The organism is Rhodococcus sp. UNC363MFTsu5.1, from assembly GCF_000686785.1.
Taxonomy (GTDB): domain Bacteria; phylum Actinomycetota; class Actinomycetes; order Mycobacteriales; family Mycobacteriaceae; genus Rhodococcus_G; species Rhodococcus_G maanshanensis.
In genome coordinates this window covers 72,182-93,809 of sequence record NZ_JMLO01000015.1, presented here as the reverse complement: position 1 = coordinate 93,809, position 21,628 = coordinate 72,182, and the positions used below count along the sequence as shown (strand labels likewise).

At 69.1% G+C, this 21,628-nt stretch carries 23 protein-coding genes; 13 read left to right on the top strand and 10 right to left on the bottom strand.

Annotation, left to right across the window (positions count from 1 at the left end):
- The first annotated feature begins 31 nt into the window (after positions 1 to 31).
- Complete coding sequence (locus BR31_RS28675) at positions 32 to 1,282, top strand: benzoate/H(+) symporter BenE family transporter (RefSeq protein ID WP_081830480.1); 1,251 nt, start codon at positions 32 to 34, stop codon at positions 1,280 to 1,282.
- Here BR31_RS28675 and BR31_RS28670 read toward each other — a convergent pair.
- Positions 1,257 to 1,943, bottom strand: a complete 687-nt coding sequence (locus BR31_RS28670) for an alpha/beta fold hydrolase (protein ID WP_051637423.1) — start codon at positions 1,941 to 1,943, stop codon at positions 1,257 to 1,259. The genes BR31_RS28675 and BR31_RS28670 overlap by 26 nt on opposite strands.
- Before the next feature lie 83 nt (positions 1,944 to 2,026).
- Between BR31_RS28670 and BR31_RS28665 the strand changes: the two genes are divergently transcribed.
- Both BR31_RS28665 and BR31_RS0114265 read left to right on the top strand, forming a co-directional pair.
- Positions 2,027 to 2,434, top strand: coding sequence for a helix-turn-helix transcriptional regulator (locus BR31_RS28665; protein ID WP_051637422.1), 408 nt, complete (start codon positions 2,027 to 2,029; stop codon positions 2,432 to 2,434).
- Positions 2,435 to 2,449: 15 nt separating this feature from the next.
- Entirely contained in the window at positions 2,450 to 2,902 is a 453-nt protein-coding gene (locus tag BR31_RS0114265; protein ID WP_027501558.1) for an acyl-CoA thioesterase, read from the top strand.
- A 28-nt stretch (positions 2,903 to 2,930) separates the two neighbouring features.
- Here the strand turns inward: BR31_RS0114265 and BR31_RS28660 are convergent, their stop codons facing one another.
- The 3 genes from BR31_RS28660 to BR31_RS0114245 form a co-directional block, all read right to left on the bottom strand.
- Complete coding sequence (locus tag BR31_RS28660; protein WP_051637421.1) at positions 2,931 to 3,548, bottom strand: TetR/AcrR family transcriptional regulator; 618 nt, start codon at positions 3,546 to 3,548, stop codon at positions 2,931 to 2,933.
- Between the two features lie 325 nt (positions 3,549 to 3,873).
- On the bottom strand, positions 3,874 to 4,905 hold the full coding sequence (locus BR31_RS0114250) for a phosphotransferase family protein (RefSeq protein ID WP_027501557.1): 1,032 nt from the start codon (positions 4,903 to 4,905) through the stop codon (positions 3,874 to 3,876).
- A gap of 40 nt (positions 4,906 to 4,945) precedes the next feature.
- A complete protein-coding gene (locus BR31_RS0114245; protein ID WP_027501556.1) occupies positions 4,946 to 6,181 on the bottom strand; it encodes an acyl-CoA dehydrogenase family protein in 1,236 nt (411 codons plus the stop codon).
- A gap of 208 nt (positions 6,182 to 6,389) precedes the next feature.
- Between BR31_RS0114245 and BR31_RS0114240 the strand changes: the two genes are divergently transcribed.
- The 6 genes from BR31_RS0114240 to BR31_RS0114215 all read left to right on the top strand — a co-directional run bounded on the left by BR31_RS0114240 (position 6,390) and on the right by BR31_RS0114215 (position 13,953).
- Positions 6,390 to 7,796 carry a cytochrome P450 gene (locus BR31_RS0114240; protein ID WP_051637420.1) on the top strand — a complete coding sequence of 469 codons (1,407 nt, stop codon included), beginning with the start codon at positions 6,390 to 6,392 and terminating at the stop codon, positions 7,794 to 7,796.
- Between the two features lie 62 nt (positions 7,797 to 7,858).
- Positions 7,859 to 9,259 (top strand): cytochrome P450, encoded by a 1,401-nt coding sequence (locus BR31_RS0114235; RefSeq protein WP_027501554.1) that lies wholly within the window; start codon positions 7,859 to 7,861, stop codon positions 9,257 to 9,259.
- 154 nt (positions 9,260 to 9,413) lie between these two features.
- A complete protein-coding gene (gene pdhA / locus BR31_RS0114230) occupies positions 9,414 to 10,502 on the top strand; it encodes a pyruvate dehydrogenase (acetyl-transferring) E1 component subunit alpha (protein ID WP_027501553.1) in 1,089 nt (362 codons plus the stop codon).
- Entirely contained in the window at positions 10,499 to 11,476 is a 978-nt protein-coding gene (locus tag BR31_RS0114225) for an alpha-ketoacid dehydrogenase subunit beta (RefSeq protein ID WP_027501552.1), read from the top strand. Before pdhA ends, BR31_RS0114225 begins: the two co-directional genes overlap by 4 nt.
- 12 nt (positions 11,477 to 11,488) lie before the next feature.
- Positions 11,489 to 12,718: a dihydrolipoamide acetyltransferase family protein gene (locus BR31_RS0114220; protein ID WP_037176652.1), complete on the top strand. Its 1,230-nt coding sequence runs from the start codon at positions 11,489 to 11,491 to the stop codon at positions 12,716 to 12,718.
- 23 nt (positions 12,719 to 12,741) lie between these two features.
- Complete coding sequence (locus tag BR31_RS0114215) at positions 12,742 to 13,953, top strand: MFS transporter (protein WP_027501550.1); 1,212 nt, start codon at positions 12,742 to 12,744, stop codon at positions 13,951 to 13,953.
- 278 nt (positions 13,954 to 14,231) lie between these two features.
- Here the strand turns inward: BR31_RS0114215 and BR31_RS0114205 are convergent, their stop codons facing one another.
- Genes BR31_RS0114205 through BR31_RS0114195 form a run of 3 tightly spaced genes read right to left on the bottom strand, consistent with a single transcriptional unit; the run spans position 14,232 to position 17,103 of the window.
- Positions 14,232 to 15,656 carry an NAD(P)(+) transhydrogenase (Re/Si-specific) subunit beta gene (locus tag BR31_RS0114205; protein ID WP_027501549.1) on the bottom strand — a complete coding sequence of 475 codons (1,425 nt, stop codon included), beginning with the start codon at positions 15,654 to 15,656 and terminating at the stop codon, positions 14,232 to 14,234.
- Positions 15,656 to 15,988, bottom strand: a complete 333-nt coding sequence (locus tag BR31_RS0114200; protein WP_027501548.1) for an NAD(P) transhydrogenase subunit alpha part 2 — start codon at positions 15,986 to 15,988, stop codon at positions 15,656 to 15,658. The genes BR31_RS0114205 and BR31_RS0114200 overlap by 1 nt, the downstream gene beginning before the upstream one ends.
- Positions 15,988 to 17,103 (bottom strand): Re/Si-specific NAD(P)(+) transhydrogenase subunit alpha, encoded by a 1,116-nt coding sequence (locus BR31_RS0114195; RefSeq protein WP_027501547.1) that lies wholly within the window; start codon positions 17,101 to 17,103, stop codon positions 15,988 to 15,990. The genes BR31_RS0114200 and BR31_RS0114195 overlap by 1 nt, the downstream gene beginning before the upstream one ends.
- A gap of 253 nt (positions 17,104 to 17,356) precedes the next feature.
- Between BR31_RS0114195 and BR31_RS0114190 the strand changes: the two genes are divergently transcribed.
- Genes BR31_RS0114190 through BR31_RS0114175 form a run of 4 tightly spaced genes read left to right on the top strand, consistent with a single transcriptional unit; the run spans position 17,357 to position 19,371 of the window.
- Positions 17,357 to 17,734 (top strand): DUF488 domain-containing protein, encoded by a 378-nt coding sequence (locus BR31_RS0114190; RefSeq protein WP_027501546.1) that lies wholly within the window; start codon positions 17,357 to 17,359, stop codon positions 17,732 to 17,734.
- Positions 17,731 to 17,892, top strand: coding sequence for a hypothetical protein (locus tag BR31_RS31900; RefSeq protein ID WP_197023618.1), 162 nt, complete (start codon positions 17,731 to 17,733; stop codon positions 17,890 to 17,892). The genes BR31_RS0114190 and BR31_RS31900 overlap by 4 nt, the downstream gene beginning before the upstream one ends.
- A gap of 10 nt (positions 17,893 to 17,902) precedes the next feature.
- Positions 17,903 to 18,739 (top strand): maleylpyruvate isomerase family mycothiol-dependent enzyme, encoded by an 837-nt coding sequence (locus tag BR31_RS0114180; protein WP_027501545.1) that lies wholly within the window; start codon positions 17,903 to 17,905, stop codon positions 18,737 to 18,739.
- The gene (locus BR31_RS0114175) at positions 18,739 to 19,371 is read left to right on the top strand and encodes a Type 1 glutamine amidotransferase-like domain-containing protein (RefSeq protein ID WP_027501544.1); all 633 of its coding nucleotides are present in this window, start codon (positions 18,739 to 18,741) and stop codon (positions 19,369 to 19,371) included. Before BR31_RS0114180 ends, BR31_RS0114175 begins: the two co-directional genes overlap by 1 nt.
- 43 nt (positions 19,372 to 19,414) lie before the next feature.
- Here the strand turns inward: BR31_RS0114175 and BR31_RS28655 are convergent, their stop codons facing one another.
- The 3 genes from BR31_RS28655 to BR31_RS0114160 form a co-directional block, all read right to left on the bottom strand.
- Positions 19,415 to 19,741, bottom strand: a complete 327-nt coding sequence (locus BR31_RS28655; protein WP_097213754.1) for a hypothetical protein — start codon at positions 19,739 to 19,741, stop codon at positions 19,415 to 19,417.
- A 175-nt stretch (positions 19,742 to 19,916) separates the two neighbouring features.
- Complete coding sequence (locus BR31_RS0114165) at positions 19,917 to 20,183, bottom strand: hypothetical protein (RefSeq protein ID WP_027501543.1); 267 nt, start codon at positions 20,181 to 20,183, stop codon at positions 19,917 to 19,919.
- 277 nt (positions 20,184 to 20,460) lie between these two features.
- Complete coding sequence (locus BR31_RS0114160; RefSeq protein ID WP_156042486.1) at positions 20,461 to 21,432, bottom strand: alpha/beta hydrolase; 972 nt, start codon at positions 21,430 to 21,432, stop codon at positions 20,461 to 20,463.
- Positions 21,433 to 21,628 lie beyond the last annotated feature (196 nt).

Genomic DNA, 21,628 nt, shown 5'->3' with positions numbered 1-21,628 from the left:
CGACGGGGGCCGCGCACACGACTGCGGCAAGATGGCGGTCGTGTCACGAACCCTCGAGCCCGAACCGACGGGAGCCGAACAGACGGATCCCGCGGTCGCGCGCGATCCGGGACTCTCGCACCCGATCAGCGCGGGCGTGGTCACCGCGCTCGTCGGCTTCACCAGCTCCTTCGCCGTGGTGCTCACCGGCCTGCGCGCGGTCGGGGCGAGCCCAACCGAGGCCGCGTCCGGCCTGATGGCGTTGTGCATCACCCAGGCGATCGGCATGCTCTGGCTCTCCCGCCGCTACCGGATGCCGATCACCCTCGCGTGGTCCACCCCCGGTGCCGCGCTGCTGGCAGGAACCGGTCTGGTGGTCGGCGGATGGCCCGCGGCGGTGGGTGCCTTCATCGTCGTCGGCCTCGCGGTCACCCTCACCGGACTCTGGCCCCGGCTCGGCCGGCTGATCGCCGCGATTCCGACCCCGCTCGCCCAGGCGATGCTCGCGGGGGTGCTGCTCCCGCTCTGCCTCGCCCCGGTCACCGCCTTCCGCGACTCCCCCGCCGCCGTCGCCCCTGTCGTCCTCGTCTGGCTGGTCCTGCTGCGGTTCTCCCGCCGCTGGGCCGTGCCCGGGGCCTTCGCCGCGGCCGCGGTGGTGATCGCCATCAGCATCGCCGTCGGCGACGGCTCCCTTGACACGTCCGCCATGGCGCCGACGCTCGACCTCACGGCCCCGCACTGGACGTGGCAGGCGCTGGTCGGCATCGCGATACCGCTGTACATCGTGACGATGGCCTCGCAGAACATCCCGGGCACCGCGGTGATGTCGTCCTTCGGGTACCGGGTGCCGTGGAAGTCGGCGATGACCGTCACCGGCATCGGCACCGTGATCGGCGCACCCGCGGGCGGCCACGCGATCAACCTCGCCGCCATCAGTGCCGCCCTGGCCGCCGGGCCCTCCGCGCACCCGGACCCGAAACGGCGCTGGGTGGCCGCCTTCACCGCGGGCTGCTCCTATCTGGTGCTCGCGCTGTGCTCGGCTGCGCTGGCGGCGCTGGTCGTCGCCGCGCCGCACGGCGTGGTCGAGGCCGTCGCGGGTCTGGCGCTGCTGGCGACGCTCGGCGGCTCGCTGGCGGCGGCGGTGGCCGACGAAGCCGACCGCGAGGCGGCCGTGCTCACCTTCCTGATCGCCGCGTCGGGGGTCGCCATCCTCGGCATCGGGTCGGCCTTCTGGGCCCTGGTGGCCGGGCTGCTCTTCCGGCTGGTGGTGCGCGGCGTCAGGCCCCGGCCGCGAACTCCTTGAGGATCTGACCCATCGTCGCCGGATCCTGCAGCATCGGCAGGTGGCCCGTCGCCATCTCGCGCCGCCACGGTGTTCCGAGCTCGTCTGCGTACCGGCCCTGCAGGGCCGCGGGGAACTCCTTGTCCGCCGTCGTCACGACGTAGCCGATGCGCGTGGGCAGGGTCCGAGCCGAGACGCGATCCCGGTAGAGGCGCTGCGATTCCGGCGCGAAGTCCGCGACGATGCGCGCGACGTCGTCCTCGCCGAGACCGGCGCACAGGCCCGAGCGGATCGCCTTCTCGGGCGGCCGGGTACCCGCAACGCGCATGATCAGCCCGACGATGTGCCGCTGCGGCGCCGGCAGCGCACCGAGGAACGAGCGGCCCGCCGCCGGGACCGAGGCCGCGACACCGAGCAGCCCGGCGACCCGCTCGGGCGCGACGGCCGCGATCTCGCTCGCCACGACGCCACCGATCGAATGTGCCACCACGGTGAACTCACCGTCGGGCGCCTGCGCCAGCGCCGCCTCCGCGTAGTCCCTCAGCGTCGCATCCGGGTGCTTCGGGTACGACGCGACGACCGAGTCGACGGGCAGCGAGGCTCGCACCTCGTCCCAGATCCAGGCCGGAAGTCCTGCGCCGCTGAGGAAAACGATCGGTGTCGACGTCGGTTCGGTGTTCATGCGCGCTCCTTGGATGTGAGGGTGAACGCAACACTAGACAGAGAGCCCGACAAGCATGTGTCGGCTTCTATAACCTTCTCGCCATGGCCTTCTCGAAGTCCACCGACCCCCACCTGACGCTGCGGCGCATCGAACGCCAGCACGCGGTGATCGAGTGCCTGCGCGCCAGGTCGCCGGAGTTCACGACGGCGCGCGCACTGGCCGACACGGTCCGCGTCACCCCGCGAACCGTCGAGCGCGACATCGCCCGCATGCGCGAGGCAGGCATCCCGGTCGAGGTCCGCAACGGGCCCGGCGGCGGGTACGCCATCGACGCCAGGCGCCACGTCGACCCGATCACGCTCACGCCCGGCGAGGCCGCGGCCCTCATCGTCTCGCTCGTCGCGCTCGGGCCCACCGCCACCGACGCCGCCGGTTCCGCGATGGCCAAGCTGGTCGATTCGCTGATCCACACGGCGCCGCCGCCGAGGCACCTGTCCCGGCACGCCTGATCTAAGGTCGCCACCATGACCTCCGCCCAGACCGAACCCACCGCCGCCGACTACCCCGTGCTGTGGCCGGTGCCGACCCGCTGGGCGGACAACGACCACTACGGCCATGTCAACAACGTCACGTACTACTCGTACTTCGACACCGCGGTCAACGGCTGGCTGATGTCGACCGTCGGGGTCGACATCCGCGACCTGCCCGCGATCGGCGTGGTCGCCGAGACCTCGTGCAGGTACCACAGCGAACTGAGCTTCCCCGACCAGCTGCAGGTCGGCCTGTCGGTGGCCCGGCTCGGCACCCGCAGCATCGTCTACGCGCTGGCGATCTTCCGGGTCGGCGAGCGGGGCGCGCTCGACCTCGCCGCCACGGGACGCTTCGTGCACGTCTACGTCGACGCCGAGACCCGGCGTCCGGTTGCGATACCCGAGGAGATCCGCAGCGCGGTGAGCCAGTTGACCAGCCCCTCCTGAGCTGGGAGGACCCGGCGTGGGCCGGTGATCAGGCGGTCGGCGCCACCGCTCGTTGCAGCTGTTCGGCGAACCGGACGAAGGAACCGACCATGTCCACCTCGTCGTCGACCAGCCATTGGTTTTCCAACCCCTCCATCGCGGCGACCAGAACCAGAGTGGTCAGCCGCGGATCGACGTCGCTGCGCACCGAACCGTCCTCGACACCGCGGCGGAGCGACGATTCGATCATCGATTGGAGGAATTTCTGTCGACCGACCACCCACTCGCGGGCGGGGTGCTCCGTTCCCGTCGCCTCGGCGGCCGTCAGGTGCGCGAGCTGAACGAGGTCGCGATTCTGGACGTTGTGGCGAGCGATCCGGACGAGGAAGTCGATCAGCGCCGCGAAGTCCATCTCGGACAGGGCCTCGGGATCCGTGCCCGTCGCGTGCAGGTCCTGCACATCCCGCTCGGCGAGCACCGCCATCAGCAGCGCCGCCTTGTTGGGGAAATGGTGCAACAGTCCGGGCTGGGAGATCCCGGCCTCGGCCGCGATCCGCGCAAGGGAACTGCCCCGATAGCCATGAATCGCGAAGTGCTCCAAGGCGATCTCGAGGATCCGCGCACGCGACAACCTGCCCGAGCGTTCCGCGGAGTCAGTGGTGGCCATGGCCGTGAAGCGTAGTCGGCCCGACCTCCCCGACCGATGCCGGCAACGCCGAACGCCCCGCTCTCGGGAAGCGGGGCATTCGATCAGGTCCGAGTATTCACGTGGTGGTCTTGGGCTTCGTCGAGCCCGACGTCAGTCCGCCCGCGAGGCCGCCGAGGATCGAGATCAGCTGGCCGAGGATGTTGTCCATGTTGTTCTCCTTCTGTGTGATTCTTGCCACCGTGATCCGGCTCACAGAGAAGTCTGCACACTCATCCGGGATTCGTCTAGCAGATTCGCGATTTCTTTTACAAGATTCTTTTGGTCACGATTCGAACACGATCGGCTACCGAAGGCCGGCTCTGCGCGCGATATCCATCGCCTGGGCCACGATGTCGTCGATCAATTTCGTCGACGGCGCCCCGACGGCGGCCGTGTTCCGCGGATCCTCCATCGTCCGCCGCAGCACCCCCTCGGCGATGATCGAGATCTTCCACAGGGCGAGCGCGTGCCAGAACCCGAGCGCAGCCGGATCCCTGCCGGTCTCGTGCATGTAGGCCTTCGTCAGCTCCTCCCTGGTCGGAAAACCCTCCAGGGTCGACGCCGCGAAGGGACCCGGCACCTCGTCCTCCGCCTGCGCCCAATACGCCAGCAACGCACCGACATCCGCGAGCGGATCACCGAGCGTGCACAGTTCCCAGTCCACGACGGCCACCACCCGCCCGTCATCACGCGCGGTGATCACATTGCTCAGGTGGAAGTCGCCGTGCACCAGGGTCAGCTCGGTCTGCGCGGGAATGGACCTGGTGAGCAGCGCCGCCAACTCGTCGACCGCCGGGATGTCGCGGGTCTTCGACTTTTCCCACTGTCCCGACCAGCGCCTGAGCTGACGCTCCGCATACGGCGAGTGACTCGCGAGGTCGTCGAGGCCGGCCAGCTCGAGGTCGACCGCGTGGATGCTGGCCAACGCCTTCGGCATCGACAGCCCGGTGGCCCGCCGACGTTCCGGCGTCAGGTTTTTCGCCACCCCGATGCTGTCGATCACCACCCCGTCGACGAAGCTCATCAGCATCAGCGGTGCGTCGGTGATCGCCGGATCCTCGGTCAGGCCCAGCACCTTCGGGACCGGCACCCCCGTCCCCTGCAGCGCGGACAGGATCCGGTACTCCCGGGCGATGTCGTGCGCGGACGCCAGCAGGTGCCCGAGCGGCGGCCTGCGCAGGACCCACTGGCCTCCGCCCGCGTCGGACACCAGGTAGGTCAGATTCGACTGTCCGTTGCCGATCCTGGTGAACTCGAGCGGCGCAACGGCACCGACCCCCATGTCGGCGATCCAGTTCGACACCGCCTCTTCGTCGAGTCCTACGGCGTTGCTCATCGGGTTCCCTTTCCTGTCACGGACTGCGTTGCGGTGTATGTCATTTCGCGGCGGCGACGGCCTCTTCCGCGGCGAGCCGGTACGGCCGCAGCTCCTGGCGTGCGATGGTCCGCTTGTGCACCTCGTCGGGGCCGTCGGCGAGCCGCAGGGCGCGCAGGTGCGCGTACATCATCGCCAGCGGGAAGTCGTCGGACACCCCGCCGCCGCCGTGCACCTGGATCGCGCGGTCGACGATCTTGAGCGCCATCTGTGGGGCGGCCACCTTGATGGCGGCGATCTCGGTGCGCGCCTCCTGGTTGCCGACAGTGTCCATCAGCCAGGCGGTCTTGAGGGTCAGCAGCCGTGCCATCTCGATCTCGATCCGCGCCTCGGCGATCCAGTCCTGGATGTTGGCACGCGCGCTCAGCGGACGACCGAAGGTGACGCGGGTCGACGCCCGCCGACACATCAGCTCCAGCGCCCGCTCCGCCATCCCGATCGCACGCATGCAGTGGTGGATCCGCCCCGGCCCCAGCCGCGCCTGGCTGATCATGAAACCCGCACCGGGGCCGGCCAACACATCGGCATCGGGAACCCGGACGTTCTCGAACAGCACCTCGGCGTGACCCTCGCGGTCCTGGTAGCCGAACACCGGCAGCCCGCGCACCACCGTGATCCCGGGGGAGTCGATAGGTACCACCATCATCGACTGCTGGCTGTAGACCGGCCCGGTTGGATCGGTCTTGCCCATCACGATCAGCACCCGGCAATTGGCGTGCAACGCATTCGAGGTCCACCATTTGCGCCCGTTGAGCACCCAGTCGTCGCCGTCGCGGACCATGGTCATCTGGATGTTGGTCGCGTCCGAACTGGCGACATCGGGCTCGGTCATCGCGAATGCGGAGCGGATGGTGCCGTCCAGCAGCGGCCGCAGCCAGCGTTGCTTGTGCTCGTCGGTGCCGAAGAGCGTGAGCACCTCCATATTCCCGGTGTCCGGGGCGGAGCAGTTGCACGCCTCGGACGCCAGGTGGCTCCGTCCCATGATCTCGGCCAGCGGCGCGTACTCCGAATTGGTCAGCCCCGGTCCGAATTCGGGATGCGGGTGAAAGAGGTTCCACAGCCCCCGCGACCGCGCCTCGACCTTGAGCTCCTCGATGATCGGTGGCTGGAAGTGCGGGTCCGCCGACTCGCGCATCTGCTGCTCGTACACCGCCTCGGCCGGGTAGACCCGCTCATCCATGAAGGCCAGCAGCGAGTCGCGGTACTCCTGGCAGCGTTCGGTGGGTGCGAAATCCATCTGCTTTCCTCTCCCTGGACCAGCGAGCCCGTGACGGCCGCGTCCGCGGCGGAATTACCCAGCAGCGATGCTAGTTCGCGGATGCCGATACCACCTGCGGACGCGAATATCGCTGCCGAGCCGCAACAAATCGGGGTCGAATCGATCTCGGTGGGCCACGAGGGACGACCGGGGCGACAAACTCCCCCGAAGTGCGCGAGAATCAGTCATGGCTCGTCCGCTTCCCGCGATGGCCACCGAGGCGCTGCCGCACCCACCGCACCGGCTCCCGGTGCTCGGCGACGTGCTCTCCGCCGACGCCGCCCGCCCCGCTCAGCGGCTGGCCGAACTCGCCGGATTCCTCGGCCCGATCTACGAAACCAAGATCTGGGGCCGGCACCTCACCGTCGTCTCGGGTCCCGCGGCATACGCGGAGCTCGGTGACGAGAAGCGGTTCGGCAAGCACGTCGGCTTCGCCTTCGCCGCCTCCCGCGAGTTCCTCGGCGACGCGCTGCCCACCGCGTACAGCGACGAACCCAACTGGGCGCGGGCGCACAACATCCTGATGCCCGCCTTCACGCTTTCCGCGATGCGCAGCTACCACGACATCATGCTCGAGACGGTCGGCGAGCTCATCACGCATTGGGACGCGCTGGCCGACGAGGACACCACCGTCGACGTGCACACCGACACGAGCAAGCTGACGCTGGAGACGATCGGCCGCATCGGATTCGGCTATCACTTCGATTCGTTCACGCGCAGCGAGCCCGACCCCTTCGCCACCACGGTGGCGCGCATGTTCGCCTACATCGGGCGCGCCGGGTTCCGCATCCCGGTGCACTGGTTGGAGAACGCGGTCCACGGCAAGGACATCAGGCAGAACGCCCGCGACGTCGAGTACGTCCGGCGGGTCGTCGACGATGTCATCCGCGAGCGTCGCAACCACCCGCAGGGCCAGCCCGACGACCTGCTGGCGCTGATGCTCACCACGGCCGATCCTGAGTCCGGCGAGCGCCTCGACGACGAGAACGTGCGCAACCAGGTGATCAGCTTTCTCAGTGCGGGTCACGAGACCACGTCGGGCACATTGTCGTTCGCGCTGCACCTGCTCGCGACCCACCCCGAGATCGCGGACCGTGCCCGGGCCGAGATCTCCTCGCTGTGGCAGGCCGAAGCGGAACCCGAGCCGGTGTTCGGCGACGTGCACAAGCTCAAGTACGTGCGCCGGATCGTCGACGAGACGCTGCGCCTGTGGCCGATCGCCCCGGGCTACTTCCGCGAACCGAAGCAGGACACCACCCTCGGCGGTCACGTCGTCCGGAAGGGCCAGGCCCTGCTGGCGCTCACCCTGCGCGTGCAGCGGGACCCGGTGTGGGGCCCGAACCCGCTGGCCTTCGATCCGGACCGGTTCCTCCCGGACCGCGCCCGCACCCGCCCGGTCGGCATCTACAAGCCCTTCGGCACCGGCATGCGCTCGTGCATCGGGCGGCAGCTGGCCCTCCACGAATCCACGCTGGCGCTGGCGCTGATCCTGCATCGCTACGAGCTCGATCCCGTGCCGGGTTATCAGCTGGAGGTGGCGGAGGAGTTCACGCTCAAGCCCGTCGGCCTGCGGCTCGGGCTGCGACGACGCTGACGAACCGCGCCGATGGGCGCGTTCCGCCGCCCCTCGACGCGCAGGCACGCCAAGATGGAGCAATGGCAGTCCTCACGGTCGATCGTCCGTCGTTGCCCCATCCGCCGCACCGGATCCCCCTGCTCGGGGACGTGCTCGACGTCGATGTCACCAAGCCGACCCAGAACGCGATGGCCTGCGCGCAGCGCCTCGGCCCGGTCTACGAGCGCAAGATCTTCAACTACGTGTTCACCTTCGTCTCCGGCGCGGACCTGGCCACCGAACTCAACGACGAGAGCCGGTTCCAGAAGCACGTCGGCATCGCCCTGCGGAACCTGCGGCCGATCGGCAGCGACGGGTTGTTCACCGCCTACAACTCCGAACCGAACTGGTCGAAGGCCCACAACATCCTGATGCCCGCCTTCACCCAGTCCGCAATGCGCAGCTACCACCAGACCATGCTCGACACCGTGCGCGAACTGATCGGGCACTGGGACGAGCGCTGCGACGCCACGCCGGTCGAGGTAACCCCTGACATGACCAAGGTGACCCTCGAGACGATCGGCCGGACCGGCTTCGGATACGAGTTCGGCTCCTTTGACCGCGCGGAGCAGGACCCGTTCGTCGGTGCGATGATCCGCTCGCTCACGTTCGCGCAGAAGGCCTCGTTCACCCTCCCGATCCCGCTCCTTGACCGGGCGATCAAGCGCAAGGCGATCCGCAGGAACAAGACCGACCTGGCCTACATGGCCCACGTGGTCGACGAGGTGATCCGCTCGCGCCGCGCCAACCCCGAGGAGCACCGCGACGACCTGCTCGGTCTGATGCTCTCCGCCGAGGATCCCGAGTCCGGCGAGCGCCTCGACGACGAGAACGTCCGCAACCAGGTGATCACCTTCCTCATCGCCGGCCACGAGACCTCCTCGGGTGCCCTGTCGTTCGCGCTGTACTACCTGGCCAACAACCCCGAGGTCGCCGAGCGCGCCCGCGCCGAGATCTACGCGATGTGGCCGCAGGGCACCGACCCCGATCCGGTGTTCGAGCAGATCCCCAAGCTGCGGTACGTGCGGCGCGTCCTCGACGAGACGCTGCGCCTGTGGCCGACCGCGCCCGGCTACATGCGTGAGGCCCGCGAGGACACCGTGCTCGGCGGCCGCTACCCGATGAAGGCGGGAGAGGCCGCGTTCGTGCTGTTGCCGCAGCTGCACCGCGACCCCGTCTGGGGCGATGACCCGGACGCCTTCGACCCGGACCGGTTCCTGCCCGCGAACGTCCGCAAGCGCCCCGGCCACGTCTACAAGCCGTTCGGCACCGGGATCCGTTCCTGCATCGGCAGGCAGTTCGCGATCCACGAGATCGTGATGGCCCTTGCCCTGCTGCTGCACCGCTACGACCTCGAGCCCGAACCCGACTACGAGCTGGACGTCACCGAGCTGCTCACCCTCAAGCCAGAGGGGTTCCGGCTGCGCCTGCACCGCCGCTGACCGCTGGTCACTGCAGGTCAGAGCATTGATTCACCGCTCGACGACCCGCTCACTTGCGCCTCGCCGGCAAAGGTGGATGCTGTGAGGTAAGGACACATCGAGCGCCGCCGAGGTCTCACGAGGACCGCCCGGCACATGCAGCGAGGAGGGTCCGGTGTCCGAGAAAATCGACTATCCGGTCCAACTCATCCAACCCGACGGGGCCCGGGTACACGGGGCCGGCTACGCGGGCGAGGTCGCCGATATCGGCCCGGCTGAGCTGCGCGCCCTGTACGAGGACATGGTGGTGCTGCGCCGCATCGACGCGGAGGCCACCGCCCTGCAACGTCAGGGACAGCTGGGGATCTGGGCGCCGAGCCTGGGCCAGGAGGCGTCCCAGATCGGCTCCGCGCGGGCACTCGAACCCGACGACTACGTCTTCACCAGCTACCGCGAGCACGGGCTCGCGTACTGCCGCGGCGTGCCGCCGGAGCAATGGCCGCCGCTGTGGCGGGGTGTGGCGCTGTCGAACTGGGATCCCGCCGAGTACAACCTGACCAACCCCGCCATCGTCGTCGGCTCGCAGGGTCTGCACGCCACCGGCTATGCGATCGCCGCCCACATGGACGGCGCCGAGATCGCGGTCATGGCGTACTTCGGCGACGGCGCCACCAGCCAGGGCGACCTGTCCGAGGCGCTCGGGTTCGCCGCGAGCGCGGGCGCAGGCGTGGTCTTCTTCTGCCAGAACAATCACTGGGCGATCAGCGAGCCGGTGCAACTGCAGAGCCCGGTCCCCCTCGTGGCCCGGCCCCGCGGGTTCGGGATCCCGGGGATCGCGGTCGACGGCAACGACGTCCTCGCCGTGCTCGCGGTGACCCGAACGGCCGTCCGGCGCGCGCGTGAGGGCGGCGGGCCGACCTTCATCGAGGCCATCACCTACCGGATGGGCCCGCACACCACCTCCGACGACCCGACCCGCTACCGGACCGGCGCGGAGGTCGAGCACTGGCGCGCCCGCGATCCCATCGACCGGCTCCGCCGATTGCTCCTGCGCGAGGGCGCGATCGACGAGGAGTTCACCCACGGGGTCGACGCCAAGGCCCTCGCGGCGGCAGAGGCGTTGCGGGATGGCGCCCTCGCCCTCCCCGATCCGGACCCGCTGACGGTGTTCGATCACGTGTATTCCGGCCCGCATCCGCTGATCGACGAGGAACGCAACCGTTTCTCGGCGTACCTGAGCACTCTCGAGGAGGCGCAGTCATGACCACGATGGCGCTGGGCGCCGCGCTGAACGCCGGGCTGCGCAAGGCCCTCGAGCGCGACCCGAAGGTGCTGCTGATGGGCGAGGACATCGGCAAGCTCGGCGGCGTCTTCCGGGTCACCGACACGCTGCAGAAGGACTTCGGCACCGCCCGCGTGATCGACACCCCGCTCGCCGAATCCGGCATCATCGGGACCGCGTTCGGGATGGCGCTGCGCGGCTACCGGCCGGTGTGCGAGATCCAGTTCGACGGGTTCGTCTACCCGGCCTTCGACCAGATCGTGTCCCAGGTCGCCAGGATCCACTTCCGTACCAGGGGTCGGGTGCGGGCACCACTGACGATCCGGGTGCCATTCGGCGGCGGAATCGGTGCGGTGGAGCATCATTCGGAGTCCCCGGAGGCGTATTTCGCCCACACCCCCGGCCTCCGCGTGGTCACCCCGTCCACCCCTGACGACGCCTTCCACATGATCATGCAGGCCATCGCCGCGGACGATCCGGTGGTGTTCTTCGAGCCCAAGCGCCGGTACTGGGACAAGGGCGAGGTGGACCTCGACGCCCCCGCCACCCTCGACCTGCACCGGGCCCGGGTCGCGGCGCCAGGCACGGACGTCACCCTCGTCGCGTACGGGGCGATGGTGGCCACCGCGCTGTCGGCGGCCGAAATCGCCCGGCAGGAGGGACATTCGATCGAGGTGATCGATCTGCGCTCGCTCTCCCCGATCGACTTCGACACCGTCGAGGCCTCCGTCCGCAAGACCGGGCGACTGGTCGTCGCGCACGAGGCACCGGTGTTCCTCGGGCTGGGGTCGGAGATCGCCGCCCGGATCACCGAGCGGTGCTTCTACCAACTCGAGGCGCCGGTCATCCGGGTCGGCGGGTTCGCTACTCCTTACCCACCCGCCAGATTGGAGCGGTACTACCTACCCGACCCGGACCGCATCCTCGACGCGGTCGACCAGACGCTCGCCGCCTGAAGGGACATCCCCGTGCACCCAGCGAACGAGTTCCGGCTGCCCGACCTCGGCGAGGGCCTGACGGACGCGGAACTGGTCCGCTGGTCGGTCGCGGTGGGCGACACCGTCGCACTCGACCAGGTGATCGCGGAGGTGGAGACCGCAAAGGCGTTGGTGGAGTTGCCCTCCCCCTTCGCCGGGACGGTGCTGGCCCTGCTCGCCGAACCCGGCACCATCGTCGAGGTCGGGGCACCGCTGATCCGGATCGGCGAGCCCGGCGCGGCGATGACGCCCGCCGCCGAACCGCCGGATCATCCGGCCACGCTGGTGGGGTACGGACCGACCGCCGCACCCCCGAGCAGGCGACGAAAGGCCGCCGCCACCGCCACGACCCCGGACCTCGAGCCCGCTCGGCCCGACGCGAAGCCCTCCGCACGCAGGCTGGCCCACGAGCTCGGCGTCGACCTGAACTCCGTGCAGGGCACCGGGTCCGGTGGGGCGATCACCCCCGAGGACGTACGCGCGCAAGATGTTTCACGAGAAGCGCCTCTGCCCGATGACGCGACGCCGCCCCGCGAGACCCGCACCCCGATCCGGGGCGTGCGGCGGCAGACCGCGGACGCGGTGACGCGCAGCGCCTTCACCGCCCCACACGTCACCGAGTTCGTCACGGTCGACGTGAGCGCGTCGACGGACCTGATCGCTCGCCTGCGCGCGAGCCCCGCCTTCGCCGGCCTCGAACCGACCCCGCTCGCCCTGGTGGCCAAGGTCCTGCTGGTGGCGCTGCGCGATCACCCCTCCCTCAACTCGAGCTGGGACGAGGCGCACCAGGAGATCGTCACCAGGCACTACGTCAATCTCGGGATCGCGACCGCCACCTCGCGCGGACTCCTGGTGCCGTCGGTCAAGGACGCGCACCTGATGAGCCTGCTCGAGCTCACCCGGGCGATCCACGAGCTCACCGAGGCCGCTCGGGCGGGCCGGTGTACCCCCGCCGACCTGTCCGGCGGCACCATCACCATCACCAACGTCGGGGTGTTCGGCGTGGACACCGGAACGCCGATCCTGAGCCCGGGCGAGTCGGCGATCCTGTGTCTCGGCGCGATCGCGCCACGGCCGTGGGTGGTCGACGGCGAGCTCGCCGTCCGCTCGGTCACCACCCTGGGGCTGTCATTCGATCACCGCCTGGTCGACGGCGAACAGGGCTCGCGATTCCTCGTCGACATCGCCGCGAGACTGACCGATCCCCTCACGCTGCTGTGATGCGGCCGGAGTAGAAAGAGTGGGTGCGCCCGAACAGCCCGACCGTCGCGGATCCTGTCCGGCTCCGCCGGGCCCGTGCCGCGATCTTCGGGATCTTCGCCGTCAACGGGTTCCTGCTGGCCGCCTGGGTGGTGCACATCCCGGCCATCTCGGAGCGCACCGGCATCAGCCACGCCACGCTCGGCTGGCTGCTCCTGCTGCTGGCAGGCGGCGCCCTGGTCGGCATGCAGGTGGCGGGCCCGCTCGCGGACCGCTACGGCAGCCGCCTGATGGTGATCCTCGCCGGGGTGTTCATCTCGTTCGGGGTGATCGGGCCCGGGCTGGCGACCGACGCGGTCTGGCTCGGCGTCGCACTGACGGTGTTCGGGTTCGGCAACGGCGCACTGGACGTGTCGATGAACTCGCAGGCCGTGCACGCCGAGCGGCTGTACCGGCGGCCGATCATGTCGGCCTTCCACGCGTTCTTCTCCGTCGGCGGCGTCGTCGGGTCGCTGCTCGGCGCCGCGGCCCTCGCCGCGGGCTGGCCGCCGCTGACCTCGCTGACCGTCGCCGCCGCGATCGGGTTCGTGACGGTCGCCGGGTGCGCTCCGTTCCTGCTGCCGCACGTCGCCCCCGACCACGCCGGCCCGGACCGCGTCACCCGCCTGCGCCCCGCCGCGGGGACCTCACGCAAGGTGCTGGCCCTCGGCGCGCTCGCGTTCGCACTGTTCCTGTCCGAGGGTGCCGCGAACGACTGGAGCACGCTGCAGGTCAAGGAGCACCTCGGCACCTCCGACGCCACGGCCGCGCTGGCCTTCGGCGCGTTCGCGCTGATGATGACGGTCGGCCGGTTCGGCGCCGACCGGGTCAGCGCCGCGCTCGGACCGGTCGCGGTGGTGCGCTACGGCACGCTGATCGCGGCCGCAGGCATCGGGATGGTGGTCGTGTCCGGCTGGGTGTGGCTGACGCTGGCCGGGTGGGCGCTGTTCGGGCTCGGGCTGTCCGGCTGCATCCCGCAGATCTTCACCGCGGCGGGCAACCTGAGCGTCGGATCGGCCGGGGTGAACATGTCGCGCGTGGTGGGTATGGGCTACGTCGGGCTGCTCGCGGGTCCCGCGCTGCTCGGCTGGCTGACCAAGCTGATGCCGCTGACCGCGACGATGCTGGTGCCACTGGCGTTCGTGCTGCTGGCGTCGCGGTACGCGGGACTGGTCGGGCGTCCCCGGGTACCGAGCGAGCTCAACCAGTCCGTCTGAGCACCCGGCGGCTTCGGTCGATTCGTCCTCCCCGCCGCCGGGCACCTTGTAGGTTCGGGCCGCGCACCGCTGATCCACCGAGCCAAGGAGCAACCGCATGGGCAGTAACGACGACGTCAATCCCCTCGCCGGCGTGATCGCGATGATCACCACCGCCCTCATCCCCACCGGCAGCATCATCTTCTAGAGACCGAGAACGCGGAAGGCGCCCCTCCCCGACAACTAGGAGAAGGGCGCCTTCCGCGTGCAGCCCGAAACGAACTGTGCGGCGCAGCCGCTTACAGCGCCTTGAGCTCCTCGGTGACCGCGGCGACCATCTTCTTGGCGTCGCCGAACAGCATCGAGGTGGTGTCCGCGAAGAACAGCGGGTTGTCGATGCCCGCGTAGCCCGAGGACATCGACCGCTTGAGGACGATGACCGAGCGGGCCTCGTCGACATTGAGGATCGGCATGCCGTGGATCGGGCTGCTGGGATCGTTGCGCGCCGCGGGGTTGGTCACGTCGTTGGCGCCGATGACGATGGCGACGTCGGTGCGCGAGAACTCACCGTTGATGTCGTCCATCTCCTTCATGGCGTCGTACTCGACATCCGCCTCGGCCAGCAGCACGTTCATGTGACCGGGCATGCGACCGGCGACCGGGTGGATCGCGTACTTGACCTCGACACCCCTGGCCTCGAGCAGCGCGGCCATCTCCTTGACGGCGTGCTGTGCCTGCGCCACGGCGAGTCCGTAGCCGGGGACGACGATGACCTGGTTGGCGTATGCCATCTGGATCGCCGCGTCCGAGGCGGAGGTCGCCTTGACGGTGCCGCCGGTCGCGCTCGCGCCGCCCGCCTCTGCGGCGTCGCCACCGAACGAGCCGAAGATGATCGCCGGGATCGACCGGTTCATCGCCTTCGCCATGAGGTTCGTCAGGATGGTGCCCGACGCGCCGACGATCATGCCGGCCACGATCATCGCCTGGTTGTTCAGCGCGAGGCCTGCCGCCGCCGCCGACAGACCGGTCAATGCGTTGAGCAGCGAGATCACCACGGGCATGTCGGCGCCGCCGATCGGCAACACCACGAACAGGCCCATGACACCGGCCGCGACGAGCAACCCGACGATCAGCAGCGAGGACTGCGGGTCACCGTCGGCATTGATGCCGATGAACACGGCCAGCCCGATCGAGACCAGCGCGAGGATCATGTTCGCGACCTGGAACGCCTTCGCGTTCGAGACGAACACCTTCTCCACGTTCTTGTTCAGCAGTTCCTGCAGCTTCGCGAACGCCACCAGCGAGCCCCAGAACGAGACCGAACCGATGATCGCGGCGAACAGCGATCCGACGATGAACGGTGCCGAGGGCACCGCCTCGACGGCGGTGAAGCCGTCGGAGTTGAGGAACTCGGCCCACGCGATGAGCGCGACGGTGCCACCGCCGACACCGTTGAACAGCGCGACCAGCTGCGGCATCGCCGTCATCTTGGTGCGCAGCGCCGGCGGGACGCCGAGGACGACGCCGACCAGCAGGCCGCCGGCGATGAGGGCCCAGTTGTCCGTGTCGCGGATGTCGATCAGGACGGCGACCACCGCGATGACCATGCCCACCGCGGCGATGTAGTTGCCGCGGACCGCGGTCTTCGGGCCGGTGAGGCCGGACAGACCATAGATGAACATCGAGAACGCGACGATGTAGAGGATCGTGACGAGGTAGCCCATCAGGCGTCAGCCCCCTTCTTCTCGGCCGCCTTCGGGGCGTCCTTCTTGGGCTTGAACATCGCGAGCATGCGGTCGGTGACGACAAAGCCGCCGACGACGTTCAGGGTGCCGAACACCAGCGCGACGAACAGGATGATCTTGATGCTCCACGGCGCATCGCCGGGCAGGTGACCGAGCACGACGAGCGCGCCGAGCACGACGATGCCGTGGATGGCGTTGGTGCCCGACATCAGCGGCGTGTGCAGGGTGTTGGGCACCTTGGAGATGACCGCGAAGCCCACGAACCCGGCCAGGACCAGGATCGCGATGTTCGCAAGAAGTTCGTTGTACATCAGGGGGTTTCCTCCTTGCGGGTGACGCACGCGGCGGCGAGCACCTCGTCGTCGAAGTCCGGCGCGAGCGCGCCGCTCTCGTCGAGCATCAGCTCGATGAGGGCGTACAGGTTCTTCGAGTACAGCTCGCTCGAGTGCTCGGGCATGGTGGCCGGGAGGTTCAGCGGGGAGCAGATGGTCACGCCGTGCTTGACGACGGTCTGACCGGGCTCGGTGATCTCGCAGTTGCCGCCGGTCTCGCCTGCCAGGTCGACGATGACGCTGCCGGGCTTCATGCCCTCCACGGCGGCGGCGGTGACCAGGCGCGGGGCCGGGCGGCCGGGCACCAGCGCGGTGGTGATGACCACGTCGAAGCCCTTGATCGCGTCCTCGAGCGCCTGCTGCTGCTGGGCCCGCTCGTCCTCGGTCAGCTCGCGGGCGTAGCCGCCCTCGCCTGCCGCGTCGATGCCCAGGTCCAGCCACTGTGCACCGACGGAACGGACCTGGTCCGCCACCTCGGGTCGCACGTCGTAACCGGTGACGCGGGCGCCGAGACGCTTGGCCGTGGCCAGCGCCTGCAGGCCTGCCACGCCGACGCCGAGCACCAGCACGGTGGCCGGCTTGACGGTGCCGGCGGCCGTGGTGAGCATCGGGAAGTACCGGGTGGACTCCGACGCGGCCAGCACGACGGACTTGTAGCCCGCGACGTTGGCCTGCGAGGACAGCGCGTCCATCACCTGGGCGCGGGAGATGCGCGGAATCGCCTCGACGGCGTACGCCTCGACCCCGGCGTCCGCGAGCGCGGCGATGCCGGTCTCGTTGGTGCGCGGGGCGAGGAAGCCGATCAGCTTCTGGCCTGCGCGCAGCCGGGCGGTCTCCTGGGCGTTCGGGGCCGCGACCTTGACGATGACGTCCGCGGACCACGCGTCGCCGATGGTCGCACCCGCCTCCTCGTACAACTCGTCGGGCATCAGGGCGCCCAGCCCCGCGCCGGACTCGACGATGACGTCGAGGCCCTTGCCGCGGAGCGTTGCGACGACCTTGGGTACCAACGCGACCCGACGCTCGCCGTCGTTCGTTTCCCGAACGACGCCGACCGTTGGGCGCGGCTGCTGTGAGCTCTGCGATGTATCCAACTGCCTATTTACTTCCTGCGGTAGGTGGTTTTGGAACCGCGGCGGACGGCGGCACCCGTGCGACTTGCGGATGATGACCCAGCTGGCACGAAGTTCACAACACTAGCCAGAGTCACGCCACGATAGGGGATTCTCATCCCAGGGGATGGAAACTGAATCGAATCCGAACAGGACCAATCGCCCAACTCGGACACCGATATGTGGCACCGGTCACACGCGTAGTCTGGGATTTCCGACCGCATCGGAGGTGCCGATGAGCAGGCAGACCAAGCCGACCGTCACGATCGAGCGCGTGTACGACCACCCCGAACCCGAGCCGGGTGCCCGGATCTTCGTCGACCGCCTCTGGCCACGCGGCATCCGCAAGGACGCATTCCACTACGACGATTGGGCCAGGGATCTCGCGCCGTCGACAGAACTGAGGCGGTGGTACAGCCACGAGGCCGCGCACTTCAGGGAATTCCGGGCGCGCTACCGCGCGGAACTGGAGTCCGATGCCGGCCAGGAGGCGATCGCCCGCGTCGAGAAACTCGCGCACGGTCGCCCGCTGGTCCTGCTCACCGCGACCAGGGACCTCGAGCACAGCCACGCCGAGGTGCTCGCGGAGTTCCTGCGGGGGTCGGACTCGTGAGCCCCGCCGACGACCTCGGCGGCGACCCGGCGTGCTGGCTCGACCGGGTGTGCCCCGAGTGCGGGGCGTTCCGGCCCGACGGGACCGAGGACGGCTGCCCGCGGTGCGCGGACGACGCCGAGCCGCATATCCCGGCGACCCGCCTGCCCAGCACCTAGAGTGACGCCGGTGAGCGATGCGAAGCAGCCGACGCTGATCGACCGTGAGCCGTTGACCGCCGCCCTGTTCGAGGAATGGGACATCCTCGACGGCCTGCTGGCCGGGCTCACCGACCAGCAGTGGTCGAGCCCGACACCGCTTCCGGGCTGGACGGTGCACGATGTCGTAGCGCACCTGATCGGGATCGAGTCGATGCTGAGCGACGTCGAGCCGCCGCTGGCCGCGGACGAGGTGCCGGACTCTCCCCACGTCCACAATCCGATCGGCGCCTTCAACGAGCGCTGGGTCACAGGCCTGCGCTCGCACAGCCACGCCCAGGTGCTGTCCGGGTTCCGCGACATCGTCCGCACGCGCCGCGCGGCGCTGTCCGCGATGACGCAGGACGACTTCGACGCCCCGTCGATGACGCCGGTCGGCCCCGACAGCTACGGCCGGTTCATGCGTACCCGGCTGTTCGACTGCTGGTTCCACGAACACGACATCCGGGACGCCGTCGGCCTGCCCGGCGAGGAGGGCGGGCCGCGGGCCGAGTACTCGTTCGCGGAATTGGTCGGGGGCCTCGGCTTCGCGGTCGGCAAGAAGGGCGGCGCACCGCAGGGCTCGACCGTGACGTTCGCGCTGACCGGCCCGCTCGCCCGCGACATCCACATCGCCGTCCACGGCCGCGCCGCCGTCGTCCCCACCCTTGATGCCCCCGCGACCACGACGCTGCGGCTCGATTCGCGGCTGTTCACCCGACTGTGCGGAGGACGGGTGTCCGCCGCGGATCACGCCGCGGAGATCGAGGTCCTCGGCGACGAGGCCCTCGGCCGCAAGATCGCGGCCAACCTCGCCTTCACCATCTGATGCGACTGTTCCTGTCCTCGTACAGGTTCGGGGCGGACCCCGATCGGCTGCTGAACCTGCTCGGCGGGCCAGGCCCCGTCGCCGTGATCGCGAACGCCGCGGACGCGTGGGAGGTGGGACGCGACTCGGCGGTGGTCAGCGACGTGGCGCCGCTGCGCCGGATGGGTTTCGACGCGCAAGAGCTGGACCTGCGCGAGTTCATCGGCGACCCGGTGTCCCTGCGCGCGGAGCTGGCGAAGCAGTCGATGGTGTGGGTGCGCGGCGGCAACACCTTCGTCCTGCGCGCCCAGTTCGCGCGGAGCGGAGCCGACCTGGTGCTGCCGGAGCTGCTGCGTTCCGACACGCTGGTCTACGCCGGGTACAGCGCGGGCGCCTGCCTGATGTCACCGTCGCTGCGGGGGCTCGAACTGCTCGACGATCCGGCGGAGGTCGGGCCCGCCTGCGGCACGCCTGTCATCTGGGACGGACTCGGGCTGATCGACCACGCCATCGTGCCGCACTTCCGCTCGCCGGGATACGGGAGCGAGGAGACGGCCCTGATCGAGGAGGTCGCGGAGCGCTACCGACTGGCAGACACCCCGTACCGGACCCTCTCCGACGACGACGCGATCGTCATCGACGGCCGGATATGAGTGGTGGCCGGGCCCGAGGGCCCGGCCACCACTGTGCCGTTGGTCAGCCGAATCCGACGATCCGGTCGGCGGGGATGTGGACCGGCAGGAGGGAGGGACGGCGCATCGTCTTGAGCCGGCGGCGAGAGACCTCATCCGCCCCGTCGAGCAGCGCGTCGACCAGAAGCTCCGGGTCCCGCCGCCAGGCCGAACCGATCACCTCCACCGCATTGTCGGTGAACAATCCGGAATCGGTCAGGGCGTCGCGCCACTGCGCGAACTCTCCCCCGCGCACCAGATCGATCGCCCAGGCGTCGATCTCGCCGCCGTCGAACTCGTACGACAGCACAGCGCTGACGAGGTCTTTTGTGTGGGATCCCAGGTCTCTCATCGTGTCGGTCCCTTCGTCAAATACTGACGGCATATTCGCTGTAACACCGTGTGGTGCTGTGGCGATAACTCACGCTATCGCCGATTCTGTGCCCAGAACGTTCGGCTCGCCAACGATCTGGTAACAGAGTGACTGACGTGACGAATGTGACTCATGTGGGCAAGCAATGCCGCTATCAGGCGACCGTCGCACGGGCGACCGAGCCCACCCCGTCGAGCAACGCGTCGACGAGCAACTCCGGGTCGCGTGACCAGGCGGTCCCGATGGTCTCGACCACCGAGGGGGTGAACATTCCGGAGGACCCGACCGTGTCGAGGAACTCCCCGAACTCGCCCGACCTGATGGCGCCGATCACCACCTCGTCGGCCATGTCTTGATCCTCGAACTCATAGGCGAAAATCGCGCGGATGATCCCGTCGACTCCACTGGGCAGCCCGCTCATCGCCCACCTCTTCCCGATCCATATCGGACGCCTACCGAAATTGGTCTGCGTCTACGTGTAACGCATTCGCGCTACCGAGCGATAGGGGGAAACTTAGCCCAGCGGGCGGGGAGATTGGGTTGCCGTTGCGAGAACCTTCGGTTACGAAACGACAACTCCGACCATGTGCGGGTACCTGCGCCGTTATAAGCGGGGATTTTCGAGCGACCTGCAAGCAGTCGCCAGCGGTGACTTTCGAGCGACCTACAAGCAGTTGCTAGCGGTCTGACTCTCGAGCTCAGATCCCGAGCGAAGCCGACAGCTGCGGCAGCGACTTGCGCAGGTCTTCCTGCCAGTACCCCCACGAATGGGTCCCGTTCGGCCGGAAATCGACGGTGGCCGGGATGTTCAGCTCACGCAACCGGTCGGCCAGCTGACGGGTGCACTGGTTGGTGGCAGCCTCGATCACGCCACCGATGGCGACCTGATCGGCCAGCGGCGGCGACTTCGGGTTGCGCGGCGCGTTCGGATCCTCGTGCACACCGGGCAGTCCGTTACCCGTCGAGATGTAGATGGACAGGCCCCGGAGCTTCTCGGCATTGAGGTAGGGGTCGTGCTCGCGCCAGGCAGGCCCGTCGTACGGGCCCCACATGTTCGTGGTGTTCGCGCCGCCCATCACCTCGACGACCGTGCGGATGTACGCCTGGCCGACCGGGTCGCTCGTCCGCGCGCAACCGCTGTAGGAGGCGACACCCTTGTAGAGACCGGGCGCCTGGATCGCGAGATCGAGGACCGAACCCGCCGACATCGACAGGCCGCCGATCGAGTTCACCTTGTTCGTACCGAGCGCCTTGTCGATCACCGGCGGCAGTTCCTTGGTGAGGAAGGTCTGCCACATGTGTGCGACGCCCAGCTTGGGGTCGACCTTCTGCCAATCGGTGTAGTAGCTGAAGATGCCCGCGGCGGGGATCACGACGTTGACGTTCTTGTCGGCGAAGAGCTCGACGATGTCGGTCTGGTTCTCCCAGTCGGCACCGTCCTCGCCTCCCCCAGCGCCGTTGAGCAGGTACAGGGTGGGCCGCGGCGCGCTGGTGTCCGCGGGCCTGATCACCTGCAGCGGGATCGCGCGTCCCATCGAGGGCGAGTAGACGTTGACGTCCCACTGGCGGTCGGTGTGCTTGTCGATGCCCTCGACGCGCGCGGCGGCGGTGCCCTCGGCCCCCGCCGGGGCCGCGGCCGCCGGAGCGATGACGAAGGGGGCAACTGCCATCAGAACCACGGTCGACAACGTCGACGCCAGCGTTCGTGCACGCACTTAGCTCCCACTTTCGCTCGAGAATCGACCGCCACCCTAGTTCGCTCCCTCGAATTGGACGCACGCCCATTCGATAGAGTGACGCGCATCACGTTTTCTGGATTCGATGCGCGTACAGGGTCGAGAAACAGCCGAGCCCACCGCCATTCGG